Source organism: Micromonospora sp. NPDC005305 (genome assembly GCF_040607315.1).
Taxonomy (GTDB): domain Bacteria; phylum Actinomycetota; class Actinomycetes; order Mycobacteriales; family Micromonosporaceae; genus Micromonospora.
In genome coordinates, this window is the sequence record NZ_JBEXGL010000002.1 from 88,863 (window position 1) to 115,056 (window position 26,194).

Genomic DNA, 26,194 nt, shown 5'->3' on the forward strand with positions numbered 1-26,194 from the left:
TCACGGCGAGTTGCCGGCCCTAGGGACCTGGCATCCGGCGTGTCCGGAAGTAGACTTCGCCCGGCACACCGATCGGCTGCTGACGATCGCCACGGCTCCAGGCCCGCTCCCCCGGCCCCGGCGATCAGGCCGAAACACATTCGGAAGCGCCGGTCCCCCCGGCCAGACAACCTGGAGTTCACCCACTCATGCGACCTCGCGTGACCATGGTGCTCGCCATCGTGGCGGTCCTCATCGGCGGCGTCATGCTCGTCCCCGCCGCGTACGCCAAGTTCTCGGACGGCGACGGCCTGGGCGGCATCGGCGGCGGCGTGGCGCAGGTTCCCGCGCCTGCCCCCAGCGCGCCCCCGGAGCCGACGCTGGCCGCCGGGCCGGTCTCGGTGGACTTCAAGGGCAAGTTCTTCTCCTGGGCGCTGATGGACCGGAAGACCGGCAAGATCAACGGCGCGCCGAACATGACCTCGACCAACTCGACCGAGTCGATGATCAAGGCGTGGATCGTCTCGGACTACCTGCGTAACCTCCGCGACAAGGCGCCCAGCGCGACGCGGAAGAAGCAGGCCGAGACCGCCATCCGGGACAGCAACGACATCTCGGCCGAGGCGCTCTACAACGCCGGCGGGCGCAAGCCGGTGCTGGAACGGCTGATCAAGATGTGCAAGCTGACCGACACGAAGATTGAACCCGCCAAGGCCAAGTGGGCGTACACCCAGATGTCGCCGCAGGACGCGGTGCGCATGGGCGACTGCATCGGCGACGGCACCGCCGCCGGGCCGAAGTGGACGAAGTGGGTGTTGAACGAGATGGCCAACGTGCGCGGCAGCGTCAAGGATCAGAAGTCCACCACCGTCCAGGGCGGTCACTGGGGCATCGTCGACGGCCTGCCCGAGTCGATCACATCGCAGGGGCCGGTCAGCATCAAGAACGGCTTCACCATGCTCTGGGCCGACGGTCAGTGGCACGTCAACTGCCTCGCGGTGACCGACGACTGGACGTTGGCCGTGATGATGCGTTACCCCGGCGCCGGCAACACGAAGACCCCCTCGTACGGCGCGAAGGTCTGCGCCAGCGTCGCCACCCAACTGGTCACCCCGCAGCCGGGCGCCGCGCTCAAGGTGCCGCAGCCGGTCGGGAAGCTCTGATGGCGGGCAGCCGGCGCCGGCCGGGCAGCGACCGACGGCCCCTGCTCTACAGCGCCGTCGCCGTGATCCTGGTGGGCCTGGTGCTCGTCTCGCTCCGGCTGGTCCCCGGCTCGCCGCTGCGGCCGACGGCCGCCTCGCACCCGGCCACCACCAGCGCCGGCCGGTCCACGGGCACCCCGCCGGACCGCAACGCGCGCCCCGAGCCGTCCCCGTCGCCCTCGCTCGCGCCGCTGCCGTTCGAGGCGAAGAACCTCGATCTGAACATCAAGGGCTGGTACGCCTGGAGCGTGCTGGACAAGCGGACCGGCGAGATCATCGGCTCGAAGAACATGGCCGAGACCAGCACCACGGCCTCGATGATCAAGTCGTGGATCGTCGCCGACTACCTGCGCCGGGCGGCCGACGCCGGGCAGACGCCGAGCGACGCCAAGCTGGCCGACGCCACGAAGATCATTCGGGACAGCGACAACACCCGGGCCGAGCAGTTCTACAACGGTGTCGGCCGGTCGGCCTCGATCAAGCGCCTCATCGAGATGTGCGACCTCACCGACAGCAAGGTGGCGACCGACGGCGGCTGGAGCCGGACGGAGCTGTCCCCCCGCGACACCGCCCGGCTCGGCCGCTGCATCGACGACGGCCGCGCGGCCGGACCGAAGTGGACCAAGTGGCTCCTGAACGAGATGCGGCTGGTCCGCGGCGCCGGTGACTTCGGCATCCGCAAGGCGTTCCCGACCACGGAGCGGAAGACCATCGCCATCAAGAACGGCTGGATCGACCGGACCAAGGAGCAGGAGATGCACATCAACTGCCTGGCGATCGGCGACACCTGGACGATGGGCGTGATGGTCCGCTACCCGATCGACATGGGCTACGACTACGGCATGCAGAACTGCGAGAAGATCACCGAGGCGCTGCTCCGCCCGGCGACCTGACCCGCGCGTCCCCCGCTCGCCGATGTGGCGGTGTCCCGACCCCGGGACACCGCCACATCGCTGTTGTGGGCGGGTCAGCCCTGGAAGAACTCGGGGCCGCCCGCGGGCAGCGCCGGGGCCTCGCCGATCGCCGCGGCGCGGCGCGCGAACTCGCGCAGGCCGGCCACCTGCCGCTCGCCCAGCGAGAAGTCGAGGGTACGGAAGTAGGTCGCCAGGGTCTCGGCGTCGAACGGCTCCCAGCGGGCCCCCGCCTCGGCCACCTGGTCCAGCTCGGCCAGGCACAGGTCACGCGAGCGCAGGAACGCCTCGTGCACCTCCTTGACCAGCCCGGGGTGCGCGGCGGCGAACTCGCGGCGAACCGCCCAGACGGCGAAGACCATGGGCAGCCCGGTCCACTCGCGCCAGGCCTGCCCGAGGTCGGTCACCGCCAGGCCCTTGCGCGGCGCCTCGTAGAGCGCGCGCAGCGCCACATCGCCGATCAGCACCCCGGCGTCGGCCTCCAGCAGCATCTGGGTCAGGTCGGGCGGGCAGCGGAAGTATTCGGGCCGGACCCCGTAGCGCTCGCCGAGCAGCAACTGGGCCAGGAGCACCCCGGTACGCGAGGTGGAGCCGAGCGCCACCCGGGCGCCGTCCAGCTCGGTGAGGGGCCGGGTGGAGACGACGTTGACCGACAGCACCGGGCCGTCGCTGCCGACCGCCAGGTCCGGCAGGAGCAGCAGCTCGTCGGCGTGCCGCAGGTATTCCACGAGCGAGATCGGGCCGATGTCCAGGTCACCGGCGACCAGCCCGGCGTTCAACCGGTCCGGCGAGTCCTTGTGCAGGTCGACGTCGATCAGCGCGCCGGACCGCATCAGCCCCCAGTAGATGGGCAGGCAGTTGAGGAACTGGATGTGCCCCACGCGGGGGCGGGCGGTGCGATCGGACATGACCCGACCGTATCCCTGCCGCACCGGGCCGGCTCAGCGGGAGGGGGTCGAAGTGGCCAACTCCCCACGCGGCTCGCTTCCGAGCGCGGCGGCGGGCGCGGCGCGCTCGGCACGGACCGCCCGCCACACCGGCCAGGCCGCCGCGACGACCACCAGCACCCCGGCCACCCCGCAGCCGGCGACCAGCGGCCGGGGCGCGGCCACCTCCAGCAGGAGGCCGCCGATCAGGTAGCCGGCCATCCCGGCCCCCTGGGCCGCGGCGCCGAAGATCGCGTAGGCCCGGCCCCGGGCCGCCTCGGGCACCCGCCGGGCCAGCAGCAGGTTGTTGAAGACGTTGTCGCCGCCGTTGCCCACCCCGCCGACCAGCCAGATCGGCACGAGCAGCCAGGCCGACGGCACCGCGGCCGAGGCCAGCACCGCAAGGCAACAGCCGCCCAGCAGGACCAGCCCGGCGCCGAGCAGCGCCCCGTCGTCGGTGAGCCGGCGGGCGAGCCGGGCGAACAGCCAGCCGCCGACCACGATGCCCAGCGGCCAGGCGCCGGTGACCAGGCCGTAGACCGTCGTGGTGCTGTGCAGGGTCTCCCGGATGAAGAAGACCTCGATGACGTTGATGGCGCCGACCGCGGCGATCACCGCGGCGAGGCTGCCCACCATCACCATGAGCAGCGGATCGCGCCGGAACCGCCACGCGGGCGGCGGGGTGGCACCGTTGGCGGCCGGCGCCGTCGTCCGCCGGCCACCCCGCCGGGTACGGATGAGCAGGCCGGCCACCACCAGCGCGAGGTAGCTGACGGCGTCGACGAGCAGGGGCACCCGGGTGCCGAACTGGCCGACGAGCAGCCCGGCGAGCGCCGGCCCGGCGAGCGCGCCGAGCGTGCCGGCGGTCTGGTTCAGCGCTCCGGCCCGGGGCAGGTCCTCGGCCCGGACCATCACCGGCACCAGCGCGGAGAGCACCGGTTGGGTGACCGCGAGCCCGGCCGCGAGCAGCGCCACCAGCGCGATGACCAAGGCCGGGTGCCCGGCGTACGCGAGCGCCAGGCAGATCGCGGCCTGGGCGAGCCCGGCGGTCACCAGCAGGACCCGGCTGTCCACCCGGTCGGCGAGCCGGCCGGTCAGCGGGGCGAGCGCGACCAGCGGCAGGGTGGCGGCGAGGAGCAAGCCGGAGACGGCGAGGCCGCCGGCCCCGGCGGACTGGAGGGCCAGGGTCAGCGCGCTCGCGGCGAGGAAGTCCCCGCAGCTGGAGACGCCCCGGGTGGCGGTGGCGAGCCAGACGTCCGGCCAGCGCGACGGACCAGATGCGAAGGACATATTTCGAAAATAATCCTTCACACCTGGTCGGCGCAACCCTGGATCAGTCGATCGGCAGCGTGCGGTACTGCACGGCGACCGTGCGCGCGCCCTCCGGCGGGTCCTTCCGCAGCCGGCGCCGATAGGGGTTCAGCAGCGCCTGGACGGCCTCGTTCAGCTCGGTCAACTCCTCGGCGGTGACCTGGAGCAGGCTGTCGCTGAACCAGGCCGCCCGATACCAGTCGCTCGGTTCGTCCGGTGCGCGCCGGATCCAGTCCCGGGCCCGCTGACCGTCCCGGGCCAGGTGCGCGTCGACGAGGGCCAACTCGGCGGCGCGGGCCTCGGAGTCCGCGTCCTGCCCCGACTCGACGTGGTAGGACGGGCTGAACGACCGCCAGACCCGCTCCCGGGCGTCCCCCCGGCTCGGGGCCTCCTCGATCAGGCCGAACTTCGCCAGCTCCCGGAGGTGGTAGCTCGTCGCGCTCGGCGAGAGCCCGGCGATCTCGGCACACTCGGTGGCGGTCGCACCGCCCTCCACCGTGCTGAGATGCTCCATGATCGCCATACGGGCCGGGTGGGCCAGGGCCCGCATCACCTGCGGGTCGCTGATCGTCACCCGGCGCTGCTCCGGACGCGCCTCGGTCATGCCACCCATGATCCCGCCTCGGCCGGGGCCCGGGGAAATTCGGTTGCCCACCGGCCCGGCCGGAGTAGGCTTCCTGTCCCGCCTGACGGCCGTGGTGAGTAGCACCGCACAGGACGTCCCGCGCCGACCCGAGGTCGGAGACGCGAGCGGCAGCGTTGTTCCCCGTGACGAGGAGTACGTGGATGACCCTGCACGCCCAAGAACAGACCCTGGACGCCGAGCTCGTCGCCGAGCGCGCCCACCTGGACACCTCCCGCGCGGCGCTGCGCCGGATGCGCGAGCGCGCCGAGTCCCTCTTCGCCACCGGCGACAAGGTGGCCGGGGACGCGTACACCGCCGAGCAGCTCGGCCGGCACATGGCCCGGCGGGTGAAGGAACTCGCCGACGACCCGACCACGCCGCTCTTCTTCGGCCGGCTCGACTTCGGTGACATCGATCCCGACCATGCGGGGCGCGACTACCACGTCGGCCGCCGGCACGTCACCGACGAGCTGGGCGAGCCGCTCGTGCTGGACTGGCGGGCGCCGGTCTCCCGGTCGTTCTACCGGGCCAGCGCGCGGGACCCGCAGGGCGTCGCGGTCCGGCGCCGGTTCGGGTTCAGCTCCGGAGTGCTGACCAGCTTCGAGGACGAGCGCCTGGACCGCGGCGAGGAGCTGGGGACGGCCAGCCGCATCCTCACCGCCGAGATCGAGCGCCCCCGCGTCGGCCCGATGCGGGACATCGTCGCCACCATCCAGCCCGAGCAGGACGAGCTGGTCCGCGCCGACCTCGCCGACTCGATCTGCGTCCAGGGCGCGCCGGGCACCGGAAAGACGGCGGTCGGGCTGCACCGCGCCGCGTACCTGCTCTACCTGCACCGCGAGCGGCTGCGCCGGTCGGGCGTGCTGATCGTCGGGCCGAACCGGGCCTTCCTGTCCTACATCGCGGCGGTGCTGCCGGCGCTGGGCGAGGTCGAGGTCGAGCAGGCCACGGTGGAGGACCTGGTCGTGCGGGTGCCGGTCCGCGCGGTCGACGACCCGGCGGTGGCCGCCCTCAAGCACGACGTCCGGATGGCCGAGGTGCTGCGCCGCGCGGTCGACGCGCACATCGGCACGCCCACCGAGCCGATCATGGTCTCGGACGGCTCGTTCCGCTGGCGGATCGGCCTCGACCCGCTGCACCGGCTGGTCGAGGAGACCCGCCGCGAGGACCTGCCGTACGCAACCGGCCGGGACCGGGTCCGAGCCCGCGTGGTGGGGCTGCTGCAACGCCAGTCCGAGGCCCGCCGGGCCGAGTCGCCCAGCGACGCCTGGTTGCGCCGGATGAGCAGGGCGAAGCCGGTCACCGAGTTCCTCGACACGGTCTGGCCGGCGCTCACCCCCGACGGGCTGCTGCACCGGCTGCGGACCGACCCCGCCGCGCTCGCCGCCGCCGCCGACGGCCTGCTCACGGCCGAGGAGCAGGACCTGTTCCGGTCGGGCCCGGTCGGGCGCACCCCCAAGGCGACCCGGTGGACCGCCGCCGACGCGGTGCTCATCGACGAGGCCGCCGGGCTGCTGGAGCGGCCCGCCGGCTTCGGGCACGTGGTCGTCGACGAGGCGCAGGATCTTTCCCCGATGCAGTGCCGGGCCATCGCCCGGCGCAGCGAGCACGGCTCGATCACGCTCCTCGGCGACCTGGCCCAGGGCACCGCGCCCTGGGCGGCCACCGACTGGCGGGAGTCCCTCGCCCACCTGGGCAAGCCGGACGCGGCCGTGGTGCCGCTGAGCATCGGCTTCCGGGTGCCGGCCGCGGTGGTCGCCTTCGCCAACCGGCTGCTGCCGGCGCTCGCCGTCGACGTGCCCCCGGCGCAGTCGCTGCGCCGCGACGGGACGCTCGATGTGCGTACCGTCGACGATCTGACGGCCGCGGCGGTGGCCGAGGTGTGGACGGCGCTCGCGCACGACGGATCGGTCGGCGTGATCGCCGCCGACGACACGGTGGACCGGCTCCGCGCGGCCCTCGCCGAGGCGGACGTCGAGACCGCCACCGCCGACGACGTGGAGGCCGGGGCGCGGGTCACGGTCGTCCCGGCGACCCTGGTCAAGGGCCTGGAGTACGACCACGTGGTGGTCGTCGAGCCGGCCGCGATCGTGGCCGCCGAGCCGCGCGGCCTGCACCGCCTCTACGTGGTGCTGACCCGGGCGGTGTCCCGCCTGGCCGTGCTGCACCGCGAGCCGCTGCCCGCCCCGCTGGCCGGCTGACCGGTGCCGCCGGACGCGCCGGCGGCCGGCTGACCGGTCGCGCGACGCGATGGACGGCCGCCGGCGACCAACCGGCGGCAAACGCGCCGGGCCGGCTCAGGCGGACAGGGCGGCAGCGACGTCCCGCAGCGGGCGGCCGGACTCGGCGATCGGCACGGTGAAGGCCAGCCACGAGCCGTCGGCGAAGTCGAGGCGCAGGCGCTTCGGGTTGAGCCGGTGCCAACCCACCCGGGCCGACGCCACCTCCGCCCGCGACGCCGACCAGGCGATCCCGGTCTCCGCCACGGACCGCTCGTCGTCCGCCCGGCGGGACAGCAACTTCCTCGGCCCGCTCACACAGACCAGCAGCCGCCGGTCGGTGGCCACCAGCAGGGTGTCCCGCACCGCCAGGTCCGGGCCGGGCGGGCGCAGCGCGTGGCACAGGCGGGAGGCCGCCGAACCGGGCGCGCCGCGCCCGGCGATCCCCCAGACCACCCGGTCCACCAGCCGATCGCCCCAGGCCCAACTGACCAGCGGCGAGATCACGTTGAGCAGCACGGCCCCGATGCTCACCCGGCCCACGGGCGCCTCCGGCTTCGCCGCCTCGGGCGGCGGAGGCGGAGGCGCGCCGTTCGCCGCCTCGGCCTCCGCGTACGCCAGCACCCGCTCGCCCGGCTCGACGAGCTGGCCGATCCGGTCCCGGTATGCGGTCTGGTCCATCGGTTCAGTATCGGTCGTGGCCGTAGCCGTCGTCGCTGGGGCGCTCGGCGGCCGGCGCGGCGCCCATCACCTCGCCGACGATCTCCCGGACCCGCGCGGCGGCGGCCTCCTGGGCCCGGTTCGCCGCGGCGGTGAACTCCTCGGCGAGCGTGTAGGAGTCGAGCCGCATGGCCCGCGCGTTGATCTCGGTGGAGAGGATCCTGCCGTCGGCGGCCGCCGTGACGGTGACGAGGCCGGAGTCGCTCACCCCCTCGGCGCTGCTCTGCTCCAGCTCGGCCATCCGCGCGCCGAGTTCGCGCTGCCACCCGTCCAGGTTGCGGGCCAGCGCCTCGATCCGGTCCAGGGCCGGGAAGGTCATGGCTGCCTCTCAGTTCACGATCGAGTCGAAGACGTTCTGCACGCCCTTGGTGTACGGCCCCAGGTCCTCCGAGTAGGTGCCGTCGACCAGGTAGTTGCGGTCCTTGTGGCCGTCGGAGACGTCGTGCAGGCCGACCCCCGTGTCGAGCAGCGCGCCGCCGATGCCGTTCACGTTCACCGGCGAGGCCTGGTTGATGGCGAACTTGCCGGGGAAGAGGATGGCCGTCCGCTTCGCCATGAAGGAGAGCCCCTCCCGGCTGTAACCGGACTTGTTCCAGAGCCGGTACGCCTTCTTGGCCTTCTTCAGCTCCAGCACCACTCGGCGGTACTCCATGAGCAGCTCGGCGACCCGCTGCAGCTTGGCGACCAGCTTCGTGAGGATCTCCGCGAACCGGGCCACGATCTTGACCATGCGGCCGACCGTGGTGGCCAGCCGGGCCAGCACCCGGACGACCGTGGCGGCCAGCGTCACGCCCGCGCTGAGCACGGCGGCCACCGCGGCGATGATCACCTCGGTCAGGAACCAGAGCAGGAACTCCAGGATCAGCTCGACCAGCAGGTTGAACGCGTCGACCGCGGCGTTCGCCGCGTCGACCAGCACCTCCTTGGTGCCGTCCAGCCCCTTGGCCAGCTCCTCGATCGCCTCCTCGACGGACTCCATCGAGGCGTGGAACTTCTCCGCCGCGTCGCCGTCCCACGCGCCGCGCAGCCGAGCCCGGTCGGCGATCTGGTCGCCGGCGATCTGCCGCACCGCCTCGCCGGTGGTGAGGGCGAGCTGGGCCGCCTGCATGAGGTCGTCGGGCTCGCCGGCGACCAGCTCCAGCAGCTGTTCGAACGGCCAGAGCACCGCGTTGGAGAGCGGCTTGAACGGGTCGGGCGTGCCCGCCACGATCTGCTCGAAGTAGGTCTTGTTGCGCTGCAACGCCTCGGTGCTCATCAGGCTCCCTCAGCCGCCCGGCGTGAACATGTCGGTGGTCGCCACGTCGGTCCCGGTGTAGGCGTCGGCGGTGTCGCTGATCCCCTCGGCGATGTCGGCCATCACCTCGGCGCCGTCCTCCAGCCCCTGCAGGCACGCCTCGAACTGCTCGGCGTACGCGGCGGCGAGGCCGAACGACGCCGGCATGATGCCGAAGGCGTGCCGGGGCACGTGCCCGTCGTGGAAGACCCGGCGCAGCTCGCGGAAGCGGCCGGCCCGGTCCCGGGACGCGGCGGCGAAAGCGGTCAACGCCTCCGGCTGGACCTCCAGGTTCCTGCTCGGACTCGTCACGGACCCTCCCCAGTGTCCAGTCGACAGTCACCCGTCGCCGGCGCGGCCGGACAACGGGATTACCACAGTAGGCGATCGGCACCCGTCCGCGCGGGGCAGTGGAACTCGCACCGGCACGGTACACAGGTGATTGCATGCCCCGCCCGGCACCGCAACCCCTGAGGAGCCCGACGATGATCCTGGCCCGCGCCGACCAGGTCAGCCGCCGCTACGGCGAGGTGCTGGCACTGGACCGGGTCGACCTGACCGTCCGCGCCGGGGAGCTGGTGGGCCTGCTCGGCCCGAACGGTGCCGGCAAGAGCACCCTGCTCAACCTGCTGGTCGGGCTGCGCCGGCCCACGGCCGGCCGGGTCGAGCTGCTCGGCGGCGACCCGCGCGACCCGGCGAGCCGCCGCCAGCTCGGGGTGACCCCGCAGGAGACCGGCCTGCCCGGCACGCTGCGGGTCGGCGAGGTGGTCGACTTCGTCTCCGCGCACTTCCCCGACCCGGTGCCCCGGGACGAGTTGCTCGACCGGTTCGGCCTCAGCGACCAGGTGCGCCGGCAGACCGGCGGGCTCTCCGGCGGGCAGCGCCGCCGGCTGGCCGTGGCGCTCGCCTTCGTCGGCCGGCCCCGGCTCGTGGTCCTCGACGAGCCCACCACCGGGCTGGACGTGGAGGCCCGGCGCACCCTGTGGGAGGCCGTCCGGGCCTTCCACGCCGAGGGCGGCACGGTGCTGCTGAGCAGCCACTACCTGGAGGAGGTGGAGGCGCTGGCCGAGCGGGTGGTGGTGATCGGGCACGGCCGCGTCCTCGCCGACGACTCGGTGGCGGCGATCCGCGGCATCGTCGGCGTACGCCGGGTCAGCCTGGTCGCCGACGATCTGCCGCCGCTGCCCGGCGTGGTGGCCACCGAACAGGCCGAAGGACGCACGCACCTGCTCACCACCGACGCCGACCAGCTCGTCCGGGACCTGGTCACCGCCGGCGTGGCGTTCCGTGACCTGGAGGTCCGGCCCACCTCGCTGGAGGAGGCGTTCCTCACCCTGACCGCCGGCGACCGGCCCGCACCCACCCCCGCCTAGGAGACCGCCGTGCCGCTCGCCCTGGTCCACGCCCGCTACCAGCTCCTGGAGATCGTCCGGATCCCGGTCGCGGTGGTCGGCAGCGCCTTCTTCCCCGCCGCCGCCATGCTCTTCTTCGTGGTGCCGTTCGCCGGTGACGACGCCGCCGGCGCCACCTACGCCACCGCCGCCATGGTCACCTTCGCGGTGATGAGCGCCAACATCTTCCAGTACGGCATCGGCGTGGCCGAGGACCGCGACCAGCCCTGGAACCCGTACACCCGCACCCTCCCGGCTGGTCCCGGGCCACGCCTGGCCGGGCGGATCCTGGCCGGCCTGGTGCTGACCTACTTCTCGATGATCCCGGTGGTGGTGATCGCCGCGGTCGCCACCGCGGCCCACGTGACGCCGGTGCAGTTCCTGCTGGGCCTCGCCGGCGTGGCGGTGATCTCGGTGCCGTTCACCCTGCTGGGCATGGCCATCGGCTACTCGCTGCCGAGCAAGGCGGCCATCGTGGTGGCCCAGGTGGTGTTCTTCCCGCTGGCCTTCGGCGGCGGCCTGCTCTCCGGCCCGGACGACGCGCCCGGCTTCATCCAGGCGATCGCCCCCTACCTGCCGACCCGCGGAGCGGTCGAGCTGATGTGGGCGGCCGTCACCGACTGGCGGCCCGACCCCCGGGCCCTCGTGATGCTGGTCGTCTGGGTGGTGACGCTCGCGGCGGTCGCCGGGTGGGCGTACCGCCGGGACGAGGGACGCCGCTTCACCTGACCTTTTGTCCGAATCCGGCCCGGTGGCCGGCGGGACGGTGCCACGATGCCGGCAGGGCGTGCCAGCGGGGCCGCTCCCGGCGAGAGGGGTCAGCGTGGACGGCGTGGAGCCCGGCACGCCCTGCTGGGCCGACCTGGCCACGCCCGGGTTGGACGACGCGAAACGGTTCTACCCGGAGCTGTTCGGCTGGACCGGCCGGGTGGCGGCGGAGCCCGCCGACGGCGGCTACACCACGTTCCTCAAGGACGGCCGAGCCGTCGCCGGGGCGGGGCCGCCCGCCGCGCCGGACCAGGTGCCGGTCTGGTCGACGTACGTGGCCACCGACGACGCGGACCTGGTCGCCACCCGGGTGGAGGCGGCCGGCGGCCAGGTGGTGGTCTCCCCGTTCGACGTCCTCGACCAGGGCCGGATGGCGGTCCTCGCCGACCCGGCCGGTGCGGTGTTCAGCGTCTGGCAGCCGATGGCCATGCGCGGGGCGGAGTTGTTCAACGCCCCCGGCTCGATGTGCTGGAACGAGCTGGTCACGCCCGACCCCGAGCGGGCGAAGGACTTCTACGCGCTGGTCTTCGGCTGGCACCCCGAGGAGCAGCCGTCCGGCCCGGTCACCTACACGGGATGGCGGTGCGGCGCCCGGATCGTCGCCGGCATGATGCCGCAGCTGGAGCCGCTGCCCGAGGACCTGCCGGCCTACTGGACGGTCTACTTCGCGGTCGAGGACGCGGACGCCACCGCGGCCCGGGCCGCCGAGCTGGGCGGCACCATCCTCGTCCCACCCCGGGACAACCCGGCCGGCCGCAGCGCCGCGCTCCGCGACCCCCAGGGCGCGCTCTTCTCGGTCACGGCCCTCCGCTGACCCCGTGTTAGGAGGGGCCCCCTCCTCTACCGGAGGCGTTAAGAGGGGGCCCCTCCTTTCAGCGGGGGCGGACGGGGACCACCAGGGGGCCGTGGTCGCCGGGGATGACGCGGACGTTGGCGCGGTAATGGCGGGCCAGCAGGGCCTCGGTGAGGACCTCCTGCGGTGGGCCCGCGGCGGCCACCCGCCCTTCGGCGAGCAGGACCAGGCGGTCGGCGTACTCGCCGGCGATGGAGAGGTCGTGCATGGTGGCGAGCACGGTCAGGTCGTGCTCCCGGCGAAGCTGGTCGACCAGCTCAAGCACCTCCTGCTGGTGCCCGATGTCCAGCGCGCTGGTCGGCTCGTCGAGCAGCAGCAGCGTGGCGCCCTGGGCCAGCGCCCGGGCCAGGAAGACCCGCTGCCGCTCGCCGCCGGAGAGGGTGGCCAGCTCGCGGCGTCCGAACGCGCCCAGGTCGAGCCGGTCCAGCACCTCGTGCACGGCGGCCAGGTCGGCGGCGGACTCCCGACCCAGCGCCGGGATGTACGGGGTGCGTCCCAGCAGCACGTAGTCGAGGACCGGCATGCCGGCCGGCACCACCGGGGACTGCGCCACGGTGGCCACCACCCGGGCCCGGTCGCGGCGGCGGAGGGAGTTGATCGGCGTACCGAAGAGGGAGACCGCGTTCGGGGCGGGCAGCAGGCCGCCGACGGCGCGCAGCAGGGTCGACTTGCCGGCGCCGTTCGGGCCGATCACGGTGACCCACTCGCCCACCGCGACCGACAGGTCCACGCCGGCCAGGATGGGCGTGCCACCCAGCTCGACCCGGAGGCCGCGCAGCTCGACGGCGGGCGCGCTCATGTCAGCACCCGGCGGGCGGTGCGCAGGACCAGCACGAAGAACGGGCCGCCGAGCAGGGCGGTGACCACGCCGATGGGGACCTCGGCGGGGGCGGCGGCGGTGCGGGCGACCACGTCGGTCAGCGCCAGGAACGCGCCGCCGAAGAGCATCGACAGCGGCAGGATCACCCGGTAGCTCGACCCGGCGAGCAGCCGTACGGTGTGCGGCACGATGATGCCGACGAAGCCGATCAGGCCGGAGGCGGAGACCGCGGCGGCGGTGCCCAGCGAGGCGGCGGCGATCAGCAGGTAGCGGGAGCGCTGCGGGTGCAGGCCGAGGCTGGTGGCCTCGTCGTCGCCGACGGAGAGCACGTCCAGCTCGCGCCGGTGCAGCAGCACCACCACGGCGGTGAGCACGAAGTAGGGCAGGACCAGCCGGACGTCGTGCCAGCCGGCGGTGGCCAGCCGCCCGAGCAGCCAGGAGTAGACCTGCTGGATGCTGTCGGAGTTCCGTTGCAGCAGGTAGGTCTGCCCGGCGGCGAGGAACGCCGAGACCGCCACCCCGGCCAGGATCAGCGTGGCCGGTGACCGGTCGCGCCCGCCGGCCGCGCCGAGCAGGTACGTCATGACGACCGCGCCGAGCGAGCCGACGAACGCGGCCAGGGGGATGGTGAGCGGCATCCCGGTGAGCGCCCCGCCGGCCCCGGCGCCGAGCGCGATCGCGGCGGTCACCGCGAGCCCGGCCCCGGCCGCCACACCCAGCAGGTACGGGTCGGCCAGCGGGTTGCGGAAGACGCCCTGGTAGCAACCGCCGGCCAGGGCGAGCAGGGCGCCGACGAGCAGGCCGAGCACGACCCGGGGCAGCCGCAGCTCGGTGACGATGGCGATCTCCCGCTCGGTGAGCCCGCTGTCGAGGTGCACCCCGGGCAGCAGGTTGAGCAGTTCGGCGGCGACGCTGCCCGGCGGCAGGCTGACCGGGCCGAGCGAGACGCCGGCCACCAGCGCCACCAGCACGGCGACGATGCCGGCGAGCAGCCAGCGGGTGCGCAGCCCGGCCGGCCGGACCGCCGCACCCGGTCCGGCCGGGGGCTCGCCGCCGCCCGCCGCGGACGCACCCCGCTCGGCCCGGTCACCAGGCGCGGGCCGGGGCGTGCCGGGCGCGCCGGCGGGCCGGGACGCGCGGGGCGTCCCGGCCGGCCGGTGAGGGTTGTCCGCCGGTCGCACGGTCACCGTCAGGCCGGGACCTTGGCGGTGGCGTCGATGATCGCCTTGAGCAGGTCGACGACCCGCGGGCCCCAGCGCGAGGCGACGTCGTCGTCCAGGCCGACGATCTGGTTGTTCTTCACGGCGGTGACGCCGGCCCAGCCGCTGCGCGCCTTGACGGTCTCCGGGGTCTGCTTGCAGCACTTGGTGTCGGCCAGGAAGACGAAGTCGGGGTTCGCCTTGACGATGACCTCCTGGGAGAGCTGCGGGTAGCCCACGCTCTTGCCGTCGGCGTCCGCCGGGTCGGCGATGTTCTCCAGGCCGGCGAGCGTGTAGATCGAGCCGATGAAGGTCTTGCTGGTCGCGCTGTACAGCTCCGGGCCGAGCTCGTGGTAGTAGGTGAGCTTCTTCGCCCGCTGCGGCAGGTCCTTGGTGAGCGCCGCGATGTCGTCCTTCATCTTCTTCGTGACGGCGTCCGCCTCGGCCGGGTGGCCGGTGAGCTTGCCCAGGTCGGTGAGCTGCTGGTACGTGTCGTCAAGGGTGGTCGCCGCCGGGGTGAGCAGCACCGGGATCTTCAGCGTGGTGAGCTGGTCGACGATCTTGTTGAGGTCGTTGGCCAGCACCACCAGGTCGGGTGCCTTGGCGGCGATCGCCTCGGCGTTCGGCTGGAAGCCGGAGAGGTCGCTCTTCGGCGCCTCGGCCGGGTAGTTGGACTGGTCGTCGACGGCGGTGACCTGCTTGCCGGCGCCGATGGCGAAGAGCATCTCCGTCGTCGACGGCGACAGCGAGACGATCTTCTCGGGGCGCTTCTCCAGGGTCAGCTTGCCGACGGAGACCGGGAAGGCGGCCGCCGCCGAGCCGCTGCCGCCGGCGGCGGGGGTGTCGTTCGAGGTCTTCTCGGCGCAGCCGCCGAGGAGCAGCGCGCCGACCGCGAGGGCGGCGGCGAAGAGCCGGGGGGTACGTCTGGACATCGGTCCTCCTGTCGGTCGAGGAGCGTGGTGCTTCGCCGACAGGGACCTGGGCGGGCCCGTCCGCGAGGCGCCCTTCCTCGAGAGCGCGAGTCGCGACCGTGCCGCAGGCGACCTGACTCGTCCCCCCACAGGTGTCGGCGCCGGCCGGGGCCGACGCCGTGTGCGGGGCATCACAGTTGCGGGACAGCGCCGGTTTCGCACCGGCTTCGCTGCGGGGTGGTCGGTGCCACCGTAGCGCATGACCAGCGGAGATCGTCCGGACGGGAGCCACGGTGGGGCCCCGGTTACGGGGCCCCACCGTGGCTCGTGCTCAGCAGTACTGGCTCTGCTTCCCGATCGCCCGGTAGGGGCAGTCGGCGTACTCGGAGAGCACCAGCACGGCCTCCCGGTTGCGGGAGGTCTGCGCGGGGATCACCTCGTCGGGCGGGTAGAAGCCGCCCCCGGAGGCCGACCCGGGATACATCTCGAAGGTGTACGCCCAGATCTTGTGGGTCCCCCACATCCAGTCGATGCTCGTGCCGTCGGCGATGTAGAGGTCGCTGGACTGTTCCGGGGTGTAGCCGTTGCTGGACGCCATCTGCCGGCCGATGGCGGCGAAGGTGTTGTACTGGTCGGCGTTCATCCCGGTGGCGGTGTTGCTGTACGTGTAGCCGTACGGCCAGAGCACCAGCTGCGAGTAGGTGTGGAAGTCGATGTTCGCTTTTATCTGCTGCACCCCGCCGACGACCCGGCTGTTGACGAAGGTGCGCAGGGCCGCGGTCTCCGGGGCGGAGAAGGCGGACGGGCCACGGTAGGTCTCCGACGAGGTCGAGCCGGACGAGCCGCCGCAGCAGCCCCACTGGTACGACCAGTTCCGGTTCAGGTCGGTGCCGACGGCCGAGGAGCCGCTGTTGGGTTGCCGGTTCTTTCGCCAGGAGCGGTAGGAGCCGGTGGCGATGTCGTACTCGCTGCCGTCCGGGTTGACCGTGGGGACGATCCAGATCTCGCGGGAGTTGACGAGGTTGGTGATCCGGGAGTCGCTGCCGTAGTTGTCGGTGAAGAGGTTGAGCAGGTAGATCGCCATCTCGACGGTCAGGTGCTCGCGGGCGTGCTGCTGGGCGTTGAAGAGGATCTCCGGCTCGCTCTCGTCGGTGCCGACGTTGTCGGAGATCTTCACGGCCATCAGGTCCCGGCCCTGGTAGGACCGCCCGATGCTGAGCTTGCGCGCGATGGCCGGGTGGTCGGCGACCACCGTGTTCACGACCGAAGTCAACTCGGCGTAGTCGTGGTAGTTGGAGTCGGCGGGCGGGAAGGCGTACGCCACGGCGCCGGGGGCCGCGGCCGGCGCGACGTCCTTCTCCAGCCGGAAGCCGAGCCGGGTGATCGCGGCGGCCTCGGCGGTGGTGGCCGTGACGTGCAGCACGCCGTGTTCGGAGTGGTCGATGGCCGCGCCGGTGCGGGCGACGGCACTCCGGTCGGCGAGCGTGCGCGGGCCGAGCACCCGGTAGGCGACGGCGGCCGGTTCGCCGCCCGGGACGGGCCGGGCGGCGGCCGGGCCGGTGACCGCGGCGACGAGGGTCAGGCCGACGGCGGCGGCGAGGGCCAGCCGGCGGCGGAGCGGGGACGTGCGGAGGGCCATGGACAACCTCCTCGGGGTACGGGCGATCCCGTTGTCCGCACACTTCACCAGGAGTCACATGGTCATATCAACATTCATCACTACGTGCTTCCATCCCGACCGCGTCCTCACGCCGGCAATGATTTTCCATGTGTCACCCTCTGGCGAAACTTCCCTCCAGGCGCGACAGTGAACAGCAACGAAGCCCTTCCCACCTCACGGAGTGCACATGGTCAGACCAGCCCTGCGTGCGGTCGCCCTCGTCGGCGCCGCCGCGCTCGCCCTCGTCGGTGTGACGGCACCCGCCCACGCCGGCAACAACCTGCCGGCCGTCTCGCACGACGAGCAGATCACCTTCCAGGAGTGGTCCAAGTACCCCGACTGGCGTGGCGGCAGCCACCAGGGCACCTTCGCCATCCCGGGGCACCGCACCGGGATCACCATGGGCCGCCCGGCCGGCACCACCGAGTTCACCGACGAACACACCGGCACGACCCGGACCTGGGAGTACGCGACCTGGACCTCGCCGGAGCGGCAGGTCGGCTTCGACGCCAGCGAACTGGTCGCCTCGTGGAACGCCGCGACCCCGGCCGGCACCTGGATCCAGGTCGAGCTGCACGGCACCTACAACACCGGGCAGCAGACCCCCTGGTACGTCATGGGCCGCTGGGCGTCGGGCGACCAGGACATCAAGCGGTCCACGCTGGACGGCCAGGGCGACCCCTGGTCGACCATCTGGACCGACACGTTCTCCATCGACGACGCCAAGGCCGGCGTGCTGCTGCGGTCCTACCAGCTCCGGCTGACCCTCTACCGCGCGCCGGGACAGACCGCCTCGCCGCGGGTCTGGATGCTCGGCGCGATGAGCTCCAACGTGCCGGACCGCTTCACCGTCGCCCCGAGCAAGGGCGGCATCGCCTGGGGCCGGGAACTGGCCGTGCCGCGCTACTCGCAGAACATCCACGTCGGGGAGTACCCCGAGTACGACGGCGGCGGGGAAGCCTGGTGCTCCCCCACCTCCACCGAGATGGTGGTGGAGTACTGGGGCCGCAAGCCCTCGGCCGAGGACATCGCCTGGGTCGACCCGAGCTACGCCGACCCGACCGTCGACCACGCCGCCCGGATGACCTACGACTACGAGTACGAGGGCGCCGGCAACTGGCCGTTCAACACCGCGTACGCGGCCAGCTTCCCCGGCCTGGACGCCCGGGTCACCCGGATGCACTCGCTGGACGAGGTGGAACGCTTCATCAAGGCCGGCATCCCGGTGATCACCTCCCAGTCCTTCCTGGCCCAGGAGCTGGACGGGGCGAACTACGGCACCTCCGGGCACCTGTTCGTGATCGTCGGCTTCACCGCCGACGGTGACGTGATCGTCAACGACCCCGCCTCGTCGTCCGACGACGCGGTGCGCAACGTCTACAAGCGGGAGCAGTTCGAGCAGATCTGGCTGCGCACCAAGCGCTACCGGGCGAACGGCACCGTGGCCTCCGGCTCCGGGGGCATCGCGTACCTGATCAAGCCCACCAACCGGCCCTGGCCGGTGGTCCCGGGCTCGACCAACTGGTGAAACGCCGCGGGCCCGGCGCGGTCCCCGGTGGGGGATCGCGCCGGGCCCGGGTCTCGTCAGAGGGACGGGGCGAAGGAGGCGGGTGGGGCGGCGGGCTGCTTCGCCCGCCGGCGGTTCCGGATCGCCCGCACGATGATCCACACCCAGGCCACCAGGGCGGCCACCCCGGCCAGGGCGAGCCCGGTCACCAGCAGGTACGTCGACCCGCCGGTGGTGGAGAAGACCCCCGCCCGGGCGCCGGTGTCCCGGGCCGGGGCGGTGGCGCCGGGGGCGAGGCCGTCGGGCGCGTCGTAGAGGATCACGTCGGCGCGGCGGGCACCGCCCTCGTCGGCCACGAAGGTGCCGCGCCACTCGCAGTTGCGCCGGCCGCAGTCCTCGTGGACCGCGGTGAAGGTGCCCGGCGTGCCGCCACCGTTCTTCGCCTCCCAGGTGGGCGCGAGGTCGGTGACGCTCAGCATAAGTCCGATGGCGGCGATGACCGGCAGGCCGATCCAGACGAAGACCTTCGTCCGCCACCCGTTGACAGTGTTCAGGAAACTCACGGCGGCAGACCCTAGCGGCCGGCGGCGTTCTCCGCTGCCCCGTTCCGCGAAGGTCAGCTCTCGCGGCGCTCGTCGGTGCGCTCGGCCTGGTCGTCCCCGGCCAGCGCGGAGCGCAGCCGCTCCTTCTCGGCGCGGCGCCGCTCGGACGCCTCCGACATCTCGCCGGCCATCTCGTCCCGCCAGCCGCGGAGCAGGAAGAACGACAGCGCGGCGGAGAAGACCAGCGCCAGCATCAGCCGCAGGAACATGTTCATCTCGACGAACCAGAGGGCCGCCAGCACGCCGACGAACAGCCCGATCCGGCCCAGCGTGTACTTGACCGCCGCGCTCAAGCCAGCACTTCCTTCTCTCTCCACGCCTCAGCCCGTCCGCCGGGCCAGCCAGTGCACGCCATGAAACCAGACCACCGCGTAGACCACGGTGAACACCGCCGCGGCCAGCGCGCCGGAGACCAGCGCCGGCAGCCCGGCGGCGAGACCGGCCGCCAGCAGCCCGGCGAGGACGCCGAGCGCGATCCCGGCCAGCGCCGCGAGCACCCGGGCCGCGCCGAACTCCCAGGCCCGGAAGTCGTCCCAGAACAGCCAGAGCGGCAGGATCACCGCCAGCCAGCCGTTGGTCCGCCCGAACCGGCCCGCGCCCATGGTGGCGAACGCCCACTCGAAGAGCACCAGCGCCAGCACCCCGATCACCAGCCCGGCCAGGCTCACCCCGAGCAGGTCGCCCAGGGTGAGGATCCGCCCCTCGGCGTCCCGCCGGGGGAAGCTGCGCTGCTGCTCCTCGGTGCTCATCGGCGTGCGGTCAGGCCCAGACCTGCTGCGGCTCGGCGCGGCGCTCGGCGAGCGACGGAGCCGCGTCGTACTCGCGGACGACCTCGTAGCGGGTGTTCCGCTCGACCGGACGGAAGCCCGCGTCCCAGATCAGATTCAGCAGGTCCTCGCGGTGCATGGTGTTCGGCGTGCCGTACGAGTCGGCGTCGTGAGTGATCTTGTATTCCACGACCGAGCCGTCCAGGTCGTCGACACCGAAGTTCAGCGACAGCTGGGCCACCGAGAGGCCGTGCATCACCCAGAAGTTCTTCACGTGCGGCACGTTGTCGAAGAGCAGCCGCGAGACGGCGAACGTCTTCAGCGACTCGGCCGGCGAGGCCATCGTGGTGCGCGCCTGGATCTTGTTACGGATCTTGCCGTCCGCCGAGTCCACGAAGTCGTGCTGGTAGCGCAGCGGGATGAAGACCGCGAAGCCGCCGGTCTCGTCCTGCAGCTCGCGCAGCCGCAGCACGTGGTCGACCCGGTGCCGGGGCTCCTCGATGTGGCCGTACAGCATCGTCGCCGGGGTCTGCATGCCCTTGCTGTGGGCCAGGGCGTGGATCCGCGACCAGTCCTCCCAGTGGCAGGCGTGGTCGACGATGTGCTGCCGGACCTCCCAGTCGAAGATCTCCGCGCCACCGCCGGTCAGCGACTCCAGGCCGGCGTCCATCAGCTCGTCGAGGATCTCGTCGGCGCTCAGGCCGCTGATCTTCTCGAACCACTGCACCTCGGTCGCGGTGAAGCACTTGAGCTTGACGTTCGGCAGCGCCGCCTTCAGCTCGCGGAGCACCTTCGGGTAGTAGCGCCAGGGCAGGGTCGGGTGCAGGCCGTTGACGATGTGCAGCTCGGTGAGCTGCTCGTCCTCCATCTCCTTGGCCTTGCGGACCGCCTCGTCGATGCGCATCGTGTAGGCGTCCTTCTCACCCGGCTTCCGCTGGAACGAGCAGTACGCGCACGACGCGGAGCAGACGTTGGTGAGGTTGAGGTGCCGGTTGACGTTGAACATCACCCGGTCACCGTTCATCTCGGTGCGCTTGTGGTGGGCCAGTCGCCCCAGCCAGGCGAGGTCGTCGCTCTCGTAGAGGGCGATGCCGTCCGCGCGGGTGAGCCGCTCCCCCGCGTAGACCTTCGCTTCGAGCTCGCGCTTGAGTCCGGCGTCCATCGAAAGCCACGTCCCTTCCACCTGCGGTCCCGGTCGAGCGTACGTCGCGCGACCGACGACCCGGCGACCCGGTCAACCGCAGCGACCTACTTCACCGGACTCCCGGCCGGTCGTCACCCTCCGCACATCGACATAGCTGCGTTCGTGAGGTAAGACAGGATGGGGCGGAACACACACCGGTACCGTCCTGCCTCAGCGCGCCCACCTCGCGCGAAAAGCACCAGACGACGGGGAGCGGAATGGCCGAGAGCACCCAGGACCGACGCCGACGAAACCGGAATCCGGTGATCTCGCCGGTACTGCGTCCGGCGCTCTGGTCCGCCCTGCTCGGGGCGGTCGCCGCCGCGGCGCTGGCCACCCCGGCCTGGGCCGACCCGCTGCCCGACAGCGTCCCCGACGCCGGCTCCCGTCCCCGGGCCGCCGGCACCCTCCAGCTTCCCACCGTGCCCGGCGCCGTCCCGGGCCTGCCCGGCACAGTGACCGGCGTGCCCGGCGCCACCCCGGGCCTCCCCGGCGTCACCAACCCCGCCGACGGGCCGCTGATCGCCCAGATCAACCAGGTCGACGCGCAGGTCGCCCAGCTCGGCGACACCCTGCTGAGCATCAAGGGCGAACGGGACACCGCGCAGGCGGACCTGGCGCTGGCCGCCGCCCGGCTGAAGGAGGCCCAGGACGCGCTCGTCCGGGCCCAGGAGAACGCGAAGACCGCCGCCGCCGACGCGGTCAAGGCCGACGCCGCGCTGCCGCCCGGCGAGTTCGGGGCCAGCCTGCGCGACCTCGCCAACCTCCAGCGAATCACCCGGGGCGACAAGGCCGAGGGCGCCACCACCGCGGTGACCGGCGAGCTGGCCCGGGCCACCACCGCGGAGCAGGTCGCCCGCCAGGCGCACGCCTCGGCCGAGCGGCGCGCCACCGAGAAGACCGCGGAGTACACCCGGGTCGAGACCGACCTGCACAAGCAGGAAGCCGCGCTGCTCAAGCTCCGCCGGGACAACGCCGCCAAGCTGCGCGAGATCGAGCGCCTCGAGGACGCCGCCGAGCAGCAGATCGGCAGCTCGTACGTCGTCAACCAGAGCGTCAGCGGGCGGGTCGCCGACCCGAGGGCGCTGGCCGCGGTGCGCTACGCCCTCGCCCAGCTCGGCGACCCCTACCTCTGGGCGGCCGAGGGGCCGGACCGGTTCGACTGCTCCGGCCTGGTGCTCGCCTCCTACCAGGCGGCCGGCTACCACGGCCTGCCCCGCGTCTCCCGGGACCAGTACTACGCCACGCGCTCCCGCACGGTCGACCCCAACGCGCTCCTCCCCGGCGACCTGCTCTTCTTCGCCTCGGGCAGCAGTTGGACGAGCATCCACCACGTCACCATGTACATCGGCAACGGCAAGATGGTCGAGGCGCCGCGCACCGGCGACGTCGTCAAGATCTCCGTGGTCCGGTGGTCCCGGCTCTACGCGGCCACCCGGGTGCTCGGCGCGGTCCCCGCCCCGGCGACCCCGCCACCGGCCCCGAGGCCGCCGGCCACCCCGCCGAAGCCCAGCCCCACGCCGAAGCCGACCAAGACCGCGACGCCGAAGCCGACGACGCCCAAGCCGACGAAGACGGCCACGCCGAAGCCGACGCCGAGCACGTCGAGCCCGACGCCCACCCCGTCGACCTCGCCGAGCACGACGCCGCCCACGACGCCGCCGCCGAGCCCGACCGACTCGCCCACCTCGGCGCCGCCGACCAGCACCGCCGCCGTGCCGACCGGCGACGCCGCGGACCCGACCGGCAGCGCGGCCGGGAGCACCTCGGCGAGCGCGAGCGCCACCGACTGACCCAACCGTCCACTCCGGCTGTGCTCCCGGGCCGGAATGTGGCACGGTGAGATCCAGGCACGCCCGGCCGGCGCCACGGTCGGGGGCGAGCGTGGGCGCGGAGGGGCGAGATGGGCGAGCAGGACGTTCCGGCGGAGACGGTCCATCCCGGATCCGCGCCCGACGCCGCCGACCGGCCGGCCGACGCCGTGGAGGAGCGGCCGGGCCAGGACGACGCCCCGGTGGCCGTCGCCCGGGCCCGGGTGAGCGTCGCCGGCGCCGCGGCACCGCCGCCGGCCGAGGATCGGGCGGGCGCGCCGGCCACCGCCACCACGTACCGGGCGGGCGGTCCCGCGGAGTCGGTCCCGCCGCTGGACCGGCGCCAGCCCGGCGCCTCCGTTCCGCCGCCCTCGACCTGGTCCGCGTTCGCCGCCGCCGAACGCCCCGGAGCGGAGGCGTCGGACCCCGGCCAGCCGCCGGCCGCGAAGCCCTCCGTGCCCGCTCAGGGACAGGCCCGGGCCAGCGCGTCGGTCCCCGGGCTGACCCGGGCCTCGGCCGACGAGGTCGCCGCCGCGGTCGCCGGCACGTCCGGCACCGCCAAGGTCTACCGGTCCGGCCCGGTCAATCCCGAGCCGCCCGAGCCGGCCCAGCCCCCGGAGCCGGCCCAGCCCCCGACGCCGCCCGTGCCGGAGCCCGAGCCGGCGCCGACCCCCGTACCCGGTCCGACCCCGCCCTCCCCGGCGCCGCCCGGGCCGGCGCCGGAGCCCCCGTTCCGGCCCGCGCCGCCGGTGCCCGCACCGCCGCCGGGCCCGACCCCGCCGGGACCGGTGCCCCCGGTGCCGGGCCCGCCGGTGCCGCCGCCGGGACCGCCGATGCCCCCGCCTCCGCCGCCGCCCGGCCCGATGCCCGCGCCGCCGTTCCCGCCGCCGCCCGCCATGGCCGGGGTGCCGGGGTCGACGGCGTTCGCGGGCGCCGGACAGCCGGGCGGGCCCGCCGCGCCGTGGGCCGCGGGGCCGTCCGCCGCGCCGCCGCTGCCCACCGCGCCACCGGCGGTGCCGGCCCCGGCCCTGCCGACCTGGCCGCCGTCGACCAACCCCACCGGGCACGGGTCCGCGCCGGCCGGCCGCACCCCCGGGCCGACCGCCGCGCCGGGCGGCCCGGCCGGCAGCGTGTACGGCGGCGGCACCGAGGGGCCGGGCTTCGCCACGGTCTCCTTCCCGCAGGGCAACCCGCTGGAGAACTCCGGCTCACTCACCGGGCACATCCTGGCGCAGGGCTGGACCGAGGACGCCCCGGCGACCCGGTCGAGCAACACCAAGGTCGTGATCGTCCTGGCCGGCGCGCTGGCACTGCTGGTCGCGATCAGCCTGGTGGTGGTCTTCCTGGCCAACGACGCGCTGAGCGGGATCACCGGCGGGTGACCGGGGTGAGCCCGCCCACTACGCCCTCGCGGCGCGGTGGCAGGTTCGCCGCGCCGCCGTACACTGGTGGAGATCACTGACCTGGCGCGCCCGTTGCGCGCCCATGGGCGATCTTGCGGGCGAATCGGCGGCGTGACGAAGCCGCGGCGGCCATCGCGAAGATGCGCCCCGCTCGAAAGGCATTTCTTGACCACGTTCGCTGCCACCGGCACGTCCCCGTCCGCCGACCCCACCGTCGACACCCCTGACTTCGCCGCCCTCGGCCTGCCCCGCCAGCTGGTCGAGGCGCTCGCCCGGCAGGGCATCACCACCCCGTTCGAGATCCAGCAGGCCACCGTGCCGGACGCCCTCGCCGGGCGTGACGTGCTCGGCCGCGGCCAGACCGGCTCGGGCAAGACCCTCGCGTTCGGCCTGCCGATGATCGCCCGCCTCGCGGAGCGGAACCGGGCCCGGCCGCTGCACCCGCGCGCCCTGGTCCTGGTGCCGACCCGCGAGCTGGCCATGCAGGTCAGCGACGCGCTGATGCCGCTCGGCAAGGCGGTCGGGATCTTCCTGAAGACCGCCGTCGGCGGTGTCCCGTACGACCGGCAGATCGATGCGCTGCGCCGCGGCGTGGAGATCGTCGTGGCCACCCCCGGCCGGCTCGGCGACCTGATCGAGCGAGGCGTCTGCAACCTCGACGACGTCGAGATCACCGTGCTGGACGAGGCCGACCAGATGGCCGACATGGGCTTCCTGCCCGAGGTCACCCAGCTGCTGGCGAAGACGCCGGCGGACGCCCAGCGGCTGCTCTTCTCGGCCACTCTGGACAACGACGTCGACAGCCTGGTCAAGCGGTTCATGACCGACCCGGTCACCCACTCGACCGCGCCGGCGACCGCAGCCGTGTCCACCATGGACCACCACCTGCTGCTCATCCCGCCGCACGACAAGTTCGCCGTGGCGGCGTCCATCGCGGCCCGCGAGGGTCGCACCATGCTCTTCGCGCGTACCCAGCTCGGCGTCGACCGGCTGGTCGAGCAGCTCACCGCGGTCGGTGTGCGGGCCGGCGGGCTGCACGGCGGCAAGACCCAGCGGATGCGCACCCGGACCCTGGCCGAGTTCCGCGAGGGCCGGACGAACGTGCTGGTCGCCACCGACGTGGCGGCCCGGGGCATCCACGTCGACGGGGTGTCGCTGGTGCTGCACATCGACCCGCCCAAGGACCCGAAGGACTACCTGCACCGGGCGGGTCGCACCGCGCGCGCCGGTGAGTCCGGCGCGGTGGCGACCCTGGTGCTGCCGAAGCAGCGCCGGACGACGCTCGCCATGCTGGAGAAGGCCGGCGTCGAGCCGGCCGAGTCCCGGGTGCGCGCCGGTGACGCGGCGCTGGCCGAGCTGACGGGCGCCCGCGAGCCCAGCGGCGTGCCGGTCCGCGAGGAGCCGGAGCCGCGTCGGGGCGGCCCGCGCCGCTTCGGCGACCGGGACGGGCGCGGCGAGCGCCGCTTCGGTGACCGGCCGACCGGCCGGGGCTTCGACCGGGGCGACCGCCGCCACGATGACCGCCCGACCGGCGGCCGCGGCTACGACCGGCCCTCCGGCGAGCGGCGCTTCGACCGCGAGGACCGGGGCTTCGGCGAGCGGCGTCAGGCCGACCGGGGCGGATTCGACCGGGACGGGCGCGGTGACCGCCGCTTCGGCGACCGCGACGCGCGCGGCGACCGGCGGCACGACGACCGGCCCACCGGCGGGCGCGCCTACGGCGACCGGGACGGCTCGCGCGGCTACGGCGGCCGGCCCACCGGCGGCGGCTACGGCGACCGGGACGGCTCGCGCCGCTACGGCGACCGGCCCACCGGCGGCCGCGACCACGGCGACCGGGACGGCGCGCGGACCTACGGCGACCGGCCCACCGGCGCGCGCGGCTACGGCGATCGGGACGGCTCGCGCCGCTTCGAGGACCGCCCGCAGGGCGAGCGGCGCTTCGAGGACCGCCCGCAGGGCGAGCGGCGCTTCGAGGACCGCCCGCAGGGCGAGCGGCGCTTCGGCGAGCGGGGCGAGTTCCGCCCGGCCGAGCGCCGGGGCGGCTTCCGGCCGGAGGCGCGGGGCCGCGAGGACCGGCCGCGCGACGACCGGCGCGGCTTCGGTGGCCGCGCGCCGGCCCGCACCCACTGACCTGGGGCCACTGCCGCCAC

At 73.8% G+C, this 26,194-nt stretch carries 24 protein-coding genes, 1 pseudogene and 1 riboswitch; of the genes and pseudogenes, 10 read left to right on the forward strand and 15 right to left on the reverse strand.

Features of this window, described 5'->3' with window-relative positions:
* Nucleotides 1–188 precede the first annotated feature (188 nt).
* Both ABZS80_RS03455 and ABZS80_RS03460 read left to right on the forward strand, forming a co-directional pair.
* Nucleotides 189–1,142, forward strand: coding sequence for a hypothetical protein (locus tag ABZS80_RS03455; protein ID WP_355054252.1), 954 nt, complete (start codon nt 189–191; stop codon nt 1,140–1,142).
* Nucleotides 1,142–2,074, forward strand: coding sequence for a hypothetical protein (locus ABZS80_RS03460; protein WP_355054253.1), 933 nt, complete (start codon nt 1,142–1,144; stop codon nt 2,072–2,074). The genes ABZS80_RS03455 and ABZS80_RS03460 overlap by 1 nt, the downstream gene beginning before the upstream one ends.
* A gap of 74 nt (nt 2,075–2,148) precedes the next feature.
* Here ABZS80_RS03460 and ABZS80_RS03465 read toward each other — a convergent pair whose 3' ends face one another.
* Genes ABZS80_RS03465 through ABZS80_RS03475 form a run of 3 tightly spaced genes read right to left on the reverse strand, consistent with a single transcriptional unit; the run spans nt 2,149 to nt 4,933 of the window.
* Entirely contained in the window at nt 2,149–3,000 is an 852-nt protein-coding gene (locus ABZS80_RS03465; RefSeq protein ID WP_355054254.1) for a menaquinone biosynthesis protein, read from the reverse strand.
* Nucleotides 3,001–3,033: 33 nt separating this feature from the next.
* Nucleotides 3,034–4,308: an MFS transporter gene (locus tag ABZS80_RS03470; RefSeq protein WP_355054255.1), complete on the reverse strand. Its 1,275-nt coding sequence runs from the start codon at nt 4,306–4,308 to the stop codon at nt 3,034–3,036.
* A gap of 43 nt (nt 4,309–4,351) precedes the next feature.
* Entirely contained in the window at nt 4,352–4,933 is a 582-nt protein-coding gene (locus ABZS80_RS03475) for a winged helix-turn-helix domain-containing protein (RefSeq protein WP_151461310.1), read from the reverse strand.
* A 182-nt stretch (nt 4,934–5,115) separates the two neighbouring features.
* On the opposite strand from ABZS80_RS03475, the gene ABZS80_RS03480 reads away from it, so the two are divergent.
* A complete protein-coding gene (locus ABZS80_RS03480; protein ID WP_355054256.1) occupies nt 5,116–7,155 on the forward strand; it encodes an AAA family ATPase in 2,040 nt (679 codons plus the stop codon).
* 96 nt (nt 7,156–7,251) lie between these two features.
* Here the strand turns inward: ABZS80_RS03480 and ABZS80_RS03485 are convergent, their stop codons facing one another.
* Genes ABZS80_RS03485 through ABZS80_RS03500 form a run of 4 tightly spaced genes read right to left on the reverse strand, consistent with a single transcriptional unit; the run spans nt 7,252 to nt 9,478 of the window.
* On the reverse strand, nt 7,252–7,854 hold the full coding sequence (locus tag ABZS80_RS03485; protein ID WP_355054257.1) for a hypothetical protein: 603 nt from the start codon (nt 7,852–7,854) through the stop codon (nt 7,252–7,254).
* 4 nt (nt 7,855–7,858) lie between these two features.
* The gene (locus ABZS80_RS03490; protein WP_355054258.1) at nt 7,859–8,212 is read right to left on the reverse strand and encodes a YbaB/EbfC family nucleoid-associated protein; all 354 of its coding nucleotides are present in this window, start codon (nt 8,210–8,212) and stop codon (nt 7,859–7,861) included.
* Nucleotides 8,213–8,221: 9 nt separating this feature from the next.
* Nucleotides 8,222–9,148 carry a WXG100 family type VII secretion target gene (locus ABZS80_RS03495; protein ID WP_355054259.1) on the reverse strand — a complete coding sequence of 309 codons (927 nt, stop codon included), beginning with the start codon at nt 9,146–9,148 and terminating at the stop codon, nt 8,222–8,224.
* Nucleotides 9,149–9,157: 9 nt separating this feature from the next.
* On the reverse strand, nt 9,158–9,478 hold the full coding sequence (locus ABZS80_RS03500; RefSeq protein ID WP_355054260.1) for a type VII secretion target: 321 nt from the start codon (nt 9,476–9,478) through the stop codon (nt 9,158–9,160).
* Between the two features lie 173 nt (nt 9,479–9,651).
* Between ABZS80_RS03500 and ABZS80_RS03505 the strand changes: the two genes are divergently transcribed.
* The 3 genes from ABZS80_RS03505 to ABZS80_RS03515 all read left to right on the forward strand — a co-directional run bounded on the left by ABZS80_RS03505 (nt 9,652) and on the right by ABZS80_RS03515 (nt 12,139).
* Complete coding sequence (locus tag ABZS80_RS03505; RefSeq protein WP_355054261.1) at nt 9,652–10,539, forward strand: ABC transporter ATP-binding protein; 888 nt, start codon at nt 9,652–9,654, stop codon at nt 10,537–10,539.
* 9 nt (nt 10,540–10,548) lie between these two features.
* Nucleotides 10,549–11,286: an ABC transporter permease gene (locus ABZS80_RS03510; RefSeq protein ID WP_355054262.1), complete on the forward strand. Its 738-nt coding sequence runs from the start codon at nt 10,549–10,551 to the stop codon at nt 11,284–11,286.
* Nucleotides 11,287–11,380: 94 nt separating this feature from the next.
* A complete protein-coding gene (locus ABZS80_RS03515) occupies nt 11,381–12,139 on the forward strand; it encodes a VOC family protein (protein WP_355054263.1) in 759 nt (252 codons plus the stop codon).
* Between the two features lie 58 nt (nt 12,140–12,197).
* Here ABZS80_RS03515 and ABZS80_RS03520 read toward each other — a convergent pair whose 3' ends face one another.
* The 4 genes and pseudogenes from ABZS80_RS03520 to ABZS80_RS03535 all read right to left on the reverse strand — a co-directional run.
* Nucleotides 12,198–12,977 (reverse strand): ABC transporter ATP-binding protein, encoded by a 780-nt coding sequence (locus ABZS80_RS03520; protein WP_151461301.1) that lies wholly within the window; start codon nt 12,975–12,977, stop codon nt 12,198–12,200.
* Nucleotides 12,974–14,005, reverse strand: coding sequence for an iron ABC transporter permease (locus tag ABZS80_RS03525; protein WP_355054655.1), 1,032 nt, complete (start codon nt 14,003–14,005; stop codon nt 12,974–12,976). Before ABZS80_RS03525 ends, ABZS80_RS03520 begins: the two co-directional genes overlap by 4 nt.
* Before the next feature lie 182 nt (nt 14,006–14,187).
* Nucleotides 14,188–15,129, reverse strand: coding sequence for an ABC transporter substrate-binding protein (locus ABZS80_RS03530; RefSeq protein ID WP_355054264.1), 942 nt, complete (start codon nt 15,127–15,129; stop codon nt 14,188–14,190).
* 111 nt (nt 15,130–15,240) lie between these two features.
* A riboswitch (cobalamin riboswitch) is annotated at nt 15,241–15,334 on the reverse strand.
* A 108-nt stretch (nt 15,335–15,442) separates the two neighbouring features.
* Nucleotides 15,443–16,747: pseudogene (locus ABZS80_RS03535) on the reverse strand (M14 family metallopeptidase); the annotation flags it as partial.
* Nucleotides 16,748–16,955: 208 nt separating this feature from the next.
* Between ABZS80_RS03535 and ABZS80_RS03540 the strand changes: the two are divergent.
* Nucleotides 16,956–18,296, forward strand: coding sequence for a C39 family peptidase (locus tag ABZS80_RS03540; RefSeq protein WP_355054265.1), 1,341 nt, complete (start codon nt 16,956–16,958; stop codon nt 18,294–18,296).
* 56 nt (nt 18,297–18,352) lie between these two features.
* On the opposite strand, the gene ABZS80_RS03545 is transcribed toward ABZS80_RS03540, so the two are convergent.
* Genes ABZS80_RS03545 through mqnE form a run of 4 tightly spaced genes read right to left on the reverse strand, consistent with a single transcriptional unit; the run spans nt 18,353 to nt 20,806 of the window.
* Nucleotides 18,353–18,838: a hypothetical protein gene (locus tag ABZS80_RS03545; protein WP_355054266.1), complete on the reverse strand. Its 486-nt coding sequence runs from the start codon at nt 18,836–18,838 to the stop codon at nt 18,353–18,355.
* Between the two features lie 53 nt (nt 18,839–18,891).
* Entirely contained in the window at nt 18,892–19,170 is a 279-nt protein-coding gene (locus tag ABZS80_RS03550) for a DUF4229 domain-containing protein (RefSeq protein ID WP_151461294.1), read from the reverse strand.
* Between the two features lie 27 nt (nt 19,171–19,197).
* Complete coding sequence (locus ABZS80_RS03555; RefSeq protein WP_151461293.1) at nt 19,198–19,626, reverse strand: hypothetical protein; 429 nt, start codon at nt 19,624–19,626, stop codon at nt 19,198–19,200.
* A gap of 10 nt (nt 19,627–19,636) precedes the next feature.
* Complete coding sequence (gene mqnE / locus ABZS80_RS03560) at nt 19,637–20,806, reverse strand: aminofutalosine synthase MqnE (protein WP_151461292.1); 1,170 nt, start codon at nt 20,804–20,806, stop codon at nt 19,637–19,639.
* Nucleotides 20,807–21,045: 239 nt separating this feature from the next.
* Here mqnE and ABZS80_RS03565 point away from each other — a divergent pair, with 239 nt between their 5' ends.
* The 3 genes from ABZS80_RS03565 (at nt 21,046) to ABZS80_RS03575 (ending at nt 26,174) form a co-directional block, all read left to right on the forward strand.
* Nucleotides 21,046–22,620 carry an NlpC/P60 family protein gene (locus ABZS80_RS03565; RefSeq protein WP_355054267.1) on the forward strand — a complete coding sequence of 525 codons (1,575 nt, stop codon included), beginning with the start codon at nt 21,046–21,048 and terminating at the stop codon, nt 22,618–22,620.
* A gap of 110 nt (nt 22,621–22,730) precedes the next feature.
* Nucleotides 22,731–24,020, forward strand: coding sequence for a hypothetical protein (locus ABZS80_RS03570; protein ID WP_355054268.1), 1,290 nt, complete (start codon nt 22,731–22,733; stop codon nt 24,018–24,020).
* Between the two features lie 186 nt (nt 24,021–24,206).
* Complete coding sequence (locus ABZS80_RS03575; protein ID WP_355054269.1) at nt 24,207–26,174, forward strand: DEAD/DEAH box helicase; 1,968 nt, start codon at nt 24,207–24,209, stop codon at nt 26,172–26,174.
* Nucleotides 26,175–26,194: the final 20 nt, after the last annotated feature.

Excerpts from the sequence above, each read along its gene's own strand:
- ABZS80_RS03455 (WP_355054252.1), top strand. The coding sequence starts at position 189 with ATGCGACCTCGCGTGACCATGGTGCTCGCCATCGTGGCGGTCCTCATC.
- ABZS80_RS03460 (WP_355054253.1), top strand. The coding sequence starts at position 1,142 with ATGGCGGGCAGCCGGCGCCGGCCGGGCAGCGACCGACGGCCCCTGCTC.
- ABZS80_RS03465 (WP_355054254.1), bottom strand. The coding sequence starts at position 3,000 with ATGTCCGATCGCACCGCCCGCCCCCGCGTGGGGCACATCCAGTTCCTC.
- ABZS80_RS03470 (WP_355054255.1), bottom strand. The coding sequence starts at position 4,308 with ATGTCCTTCGCATCTGGTCCGTCGCGCTGGCCGGACGTCTGGCTCGCC.
- ABZS80_RS03475 (WP_151461310.1), bottom strand. The coding sequence starts at position 4,933 with ATGACCGAGGCGCGTCCGGAGCAGCGCCGGGTGACGATCAGCGACCCG.
- ABZS80_RS03480 (WP_355054256.1), top strand. The coding sequence starts at position 5,116 with ATGACCCTGCACGCCCAAGAACAGACCCTGGACGCCGAGCTCGTCGCC.
- ABZS80_RS03485 (WP_355054257.1), bottom strand. The coding sequence starts at position 7,854 with ATGGACCAGACCGCATACCGGGACCGGATCGGCCAGCTCGTCGAGCCG.
- ABZS80_RS03490 (WP_355054258.1), bottom strand. The coding sequence starts at position 8,212 with ATGACCTTCCCGGCCCTGGACCGGATCGAGGCGCTGGCCCGCAACCTG.
- ABZS80_RS03495 (WP_355054259.1), bottom strand. The coding sequence starts at position 9,148 with ATGAGCACCGAGGCGTTGCAGCGCAACAAGACCTACTTCGAGCAGATC.
- ABZS80_RS03505 (WP_355054261.1), top strand. The coding sequence starts at position 9,652 with ATGATCCTGGCCCGCGCCGACCAGGTCAGCCGCCGCTACGGCGAGGTG.
- ABZS80_RS03520 (WP_151461301.1), bottom strand. The coding sequence starts at position 12,977 with ATGAGCGCGCCCGCCGTCGAGCTGCGCGGCCTCCGGGTCGAGCTGGGT.
- ABZS80_RS03530 (WP_355054264.1), bottom strand. The coding sequence starts at position 15,129 with ATGTCCAGACGTACCCCCCGGCTCTTCGCCGCCGCCCTCGCGGTCGGC.
- ABZS80_RS03540 (WP_355054265.1), top strand. The coding sequence starts at position 16,956 with ATGGTCAGACCAGCCCTGCGTGCGGTCGCCCTCGTCGGCGCCGCCGCG.
- ABZS80_RS03555 (WP_151461293.1), bottom strand. The coding sequence starts at position 19,626 with ATGAGCACCGAGGAGCAGCAGCGCAGCTTCCCCCGGCGGGACGCCGAG.
- mqnE (WP_151461292.1), bottom strand. The coding sequence starts at position 20,806 with ATGGACGCCGGACTCAAGCGCGAGCTCGAAGCGAAGGTCTACGCGGGG.
- ABZS80_RS03565 (WP_355054267.1), top strand. The coding sequence starts at position 21,046 with ATGGCCGAGAGCACCCAGGACCGACGCCGACGAAACCGGAATCCGGTG.
- ABZS80_RS03570 (WP_355054268.1), top strand. The coding sequence starts at position 22,731 with ATGGGCGAGCAGGACGTTCCGGCGGAGACGGTCCATCCCGGATCCGCG.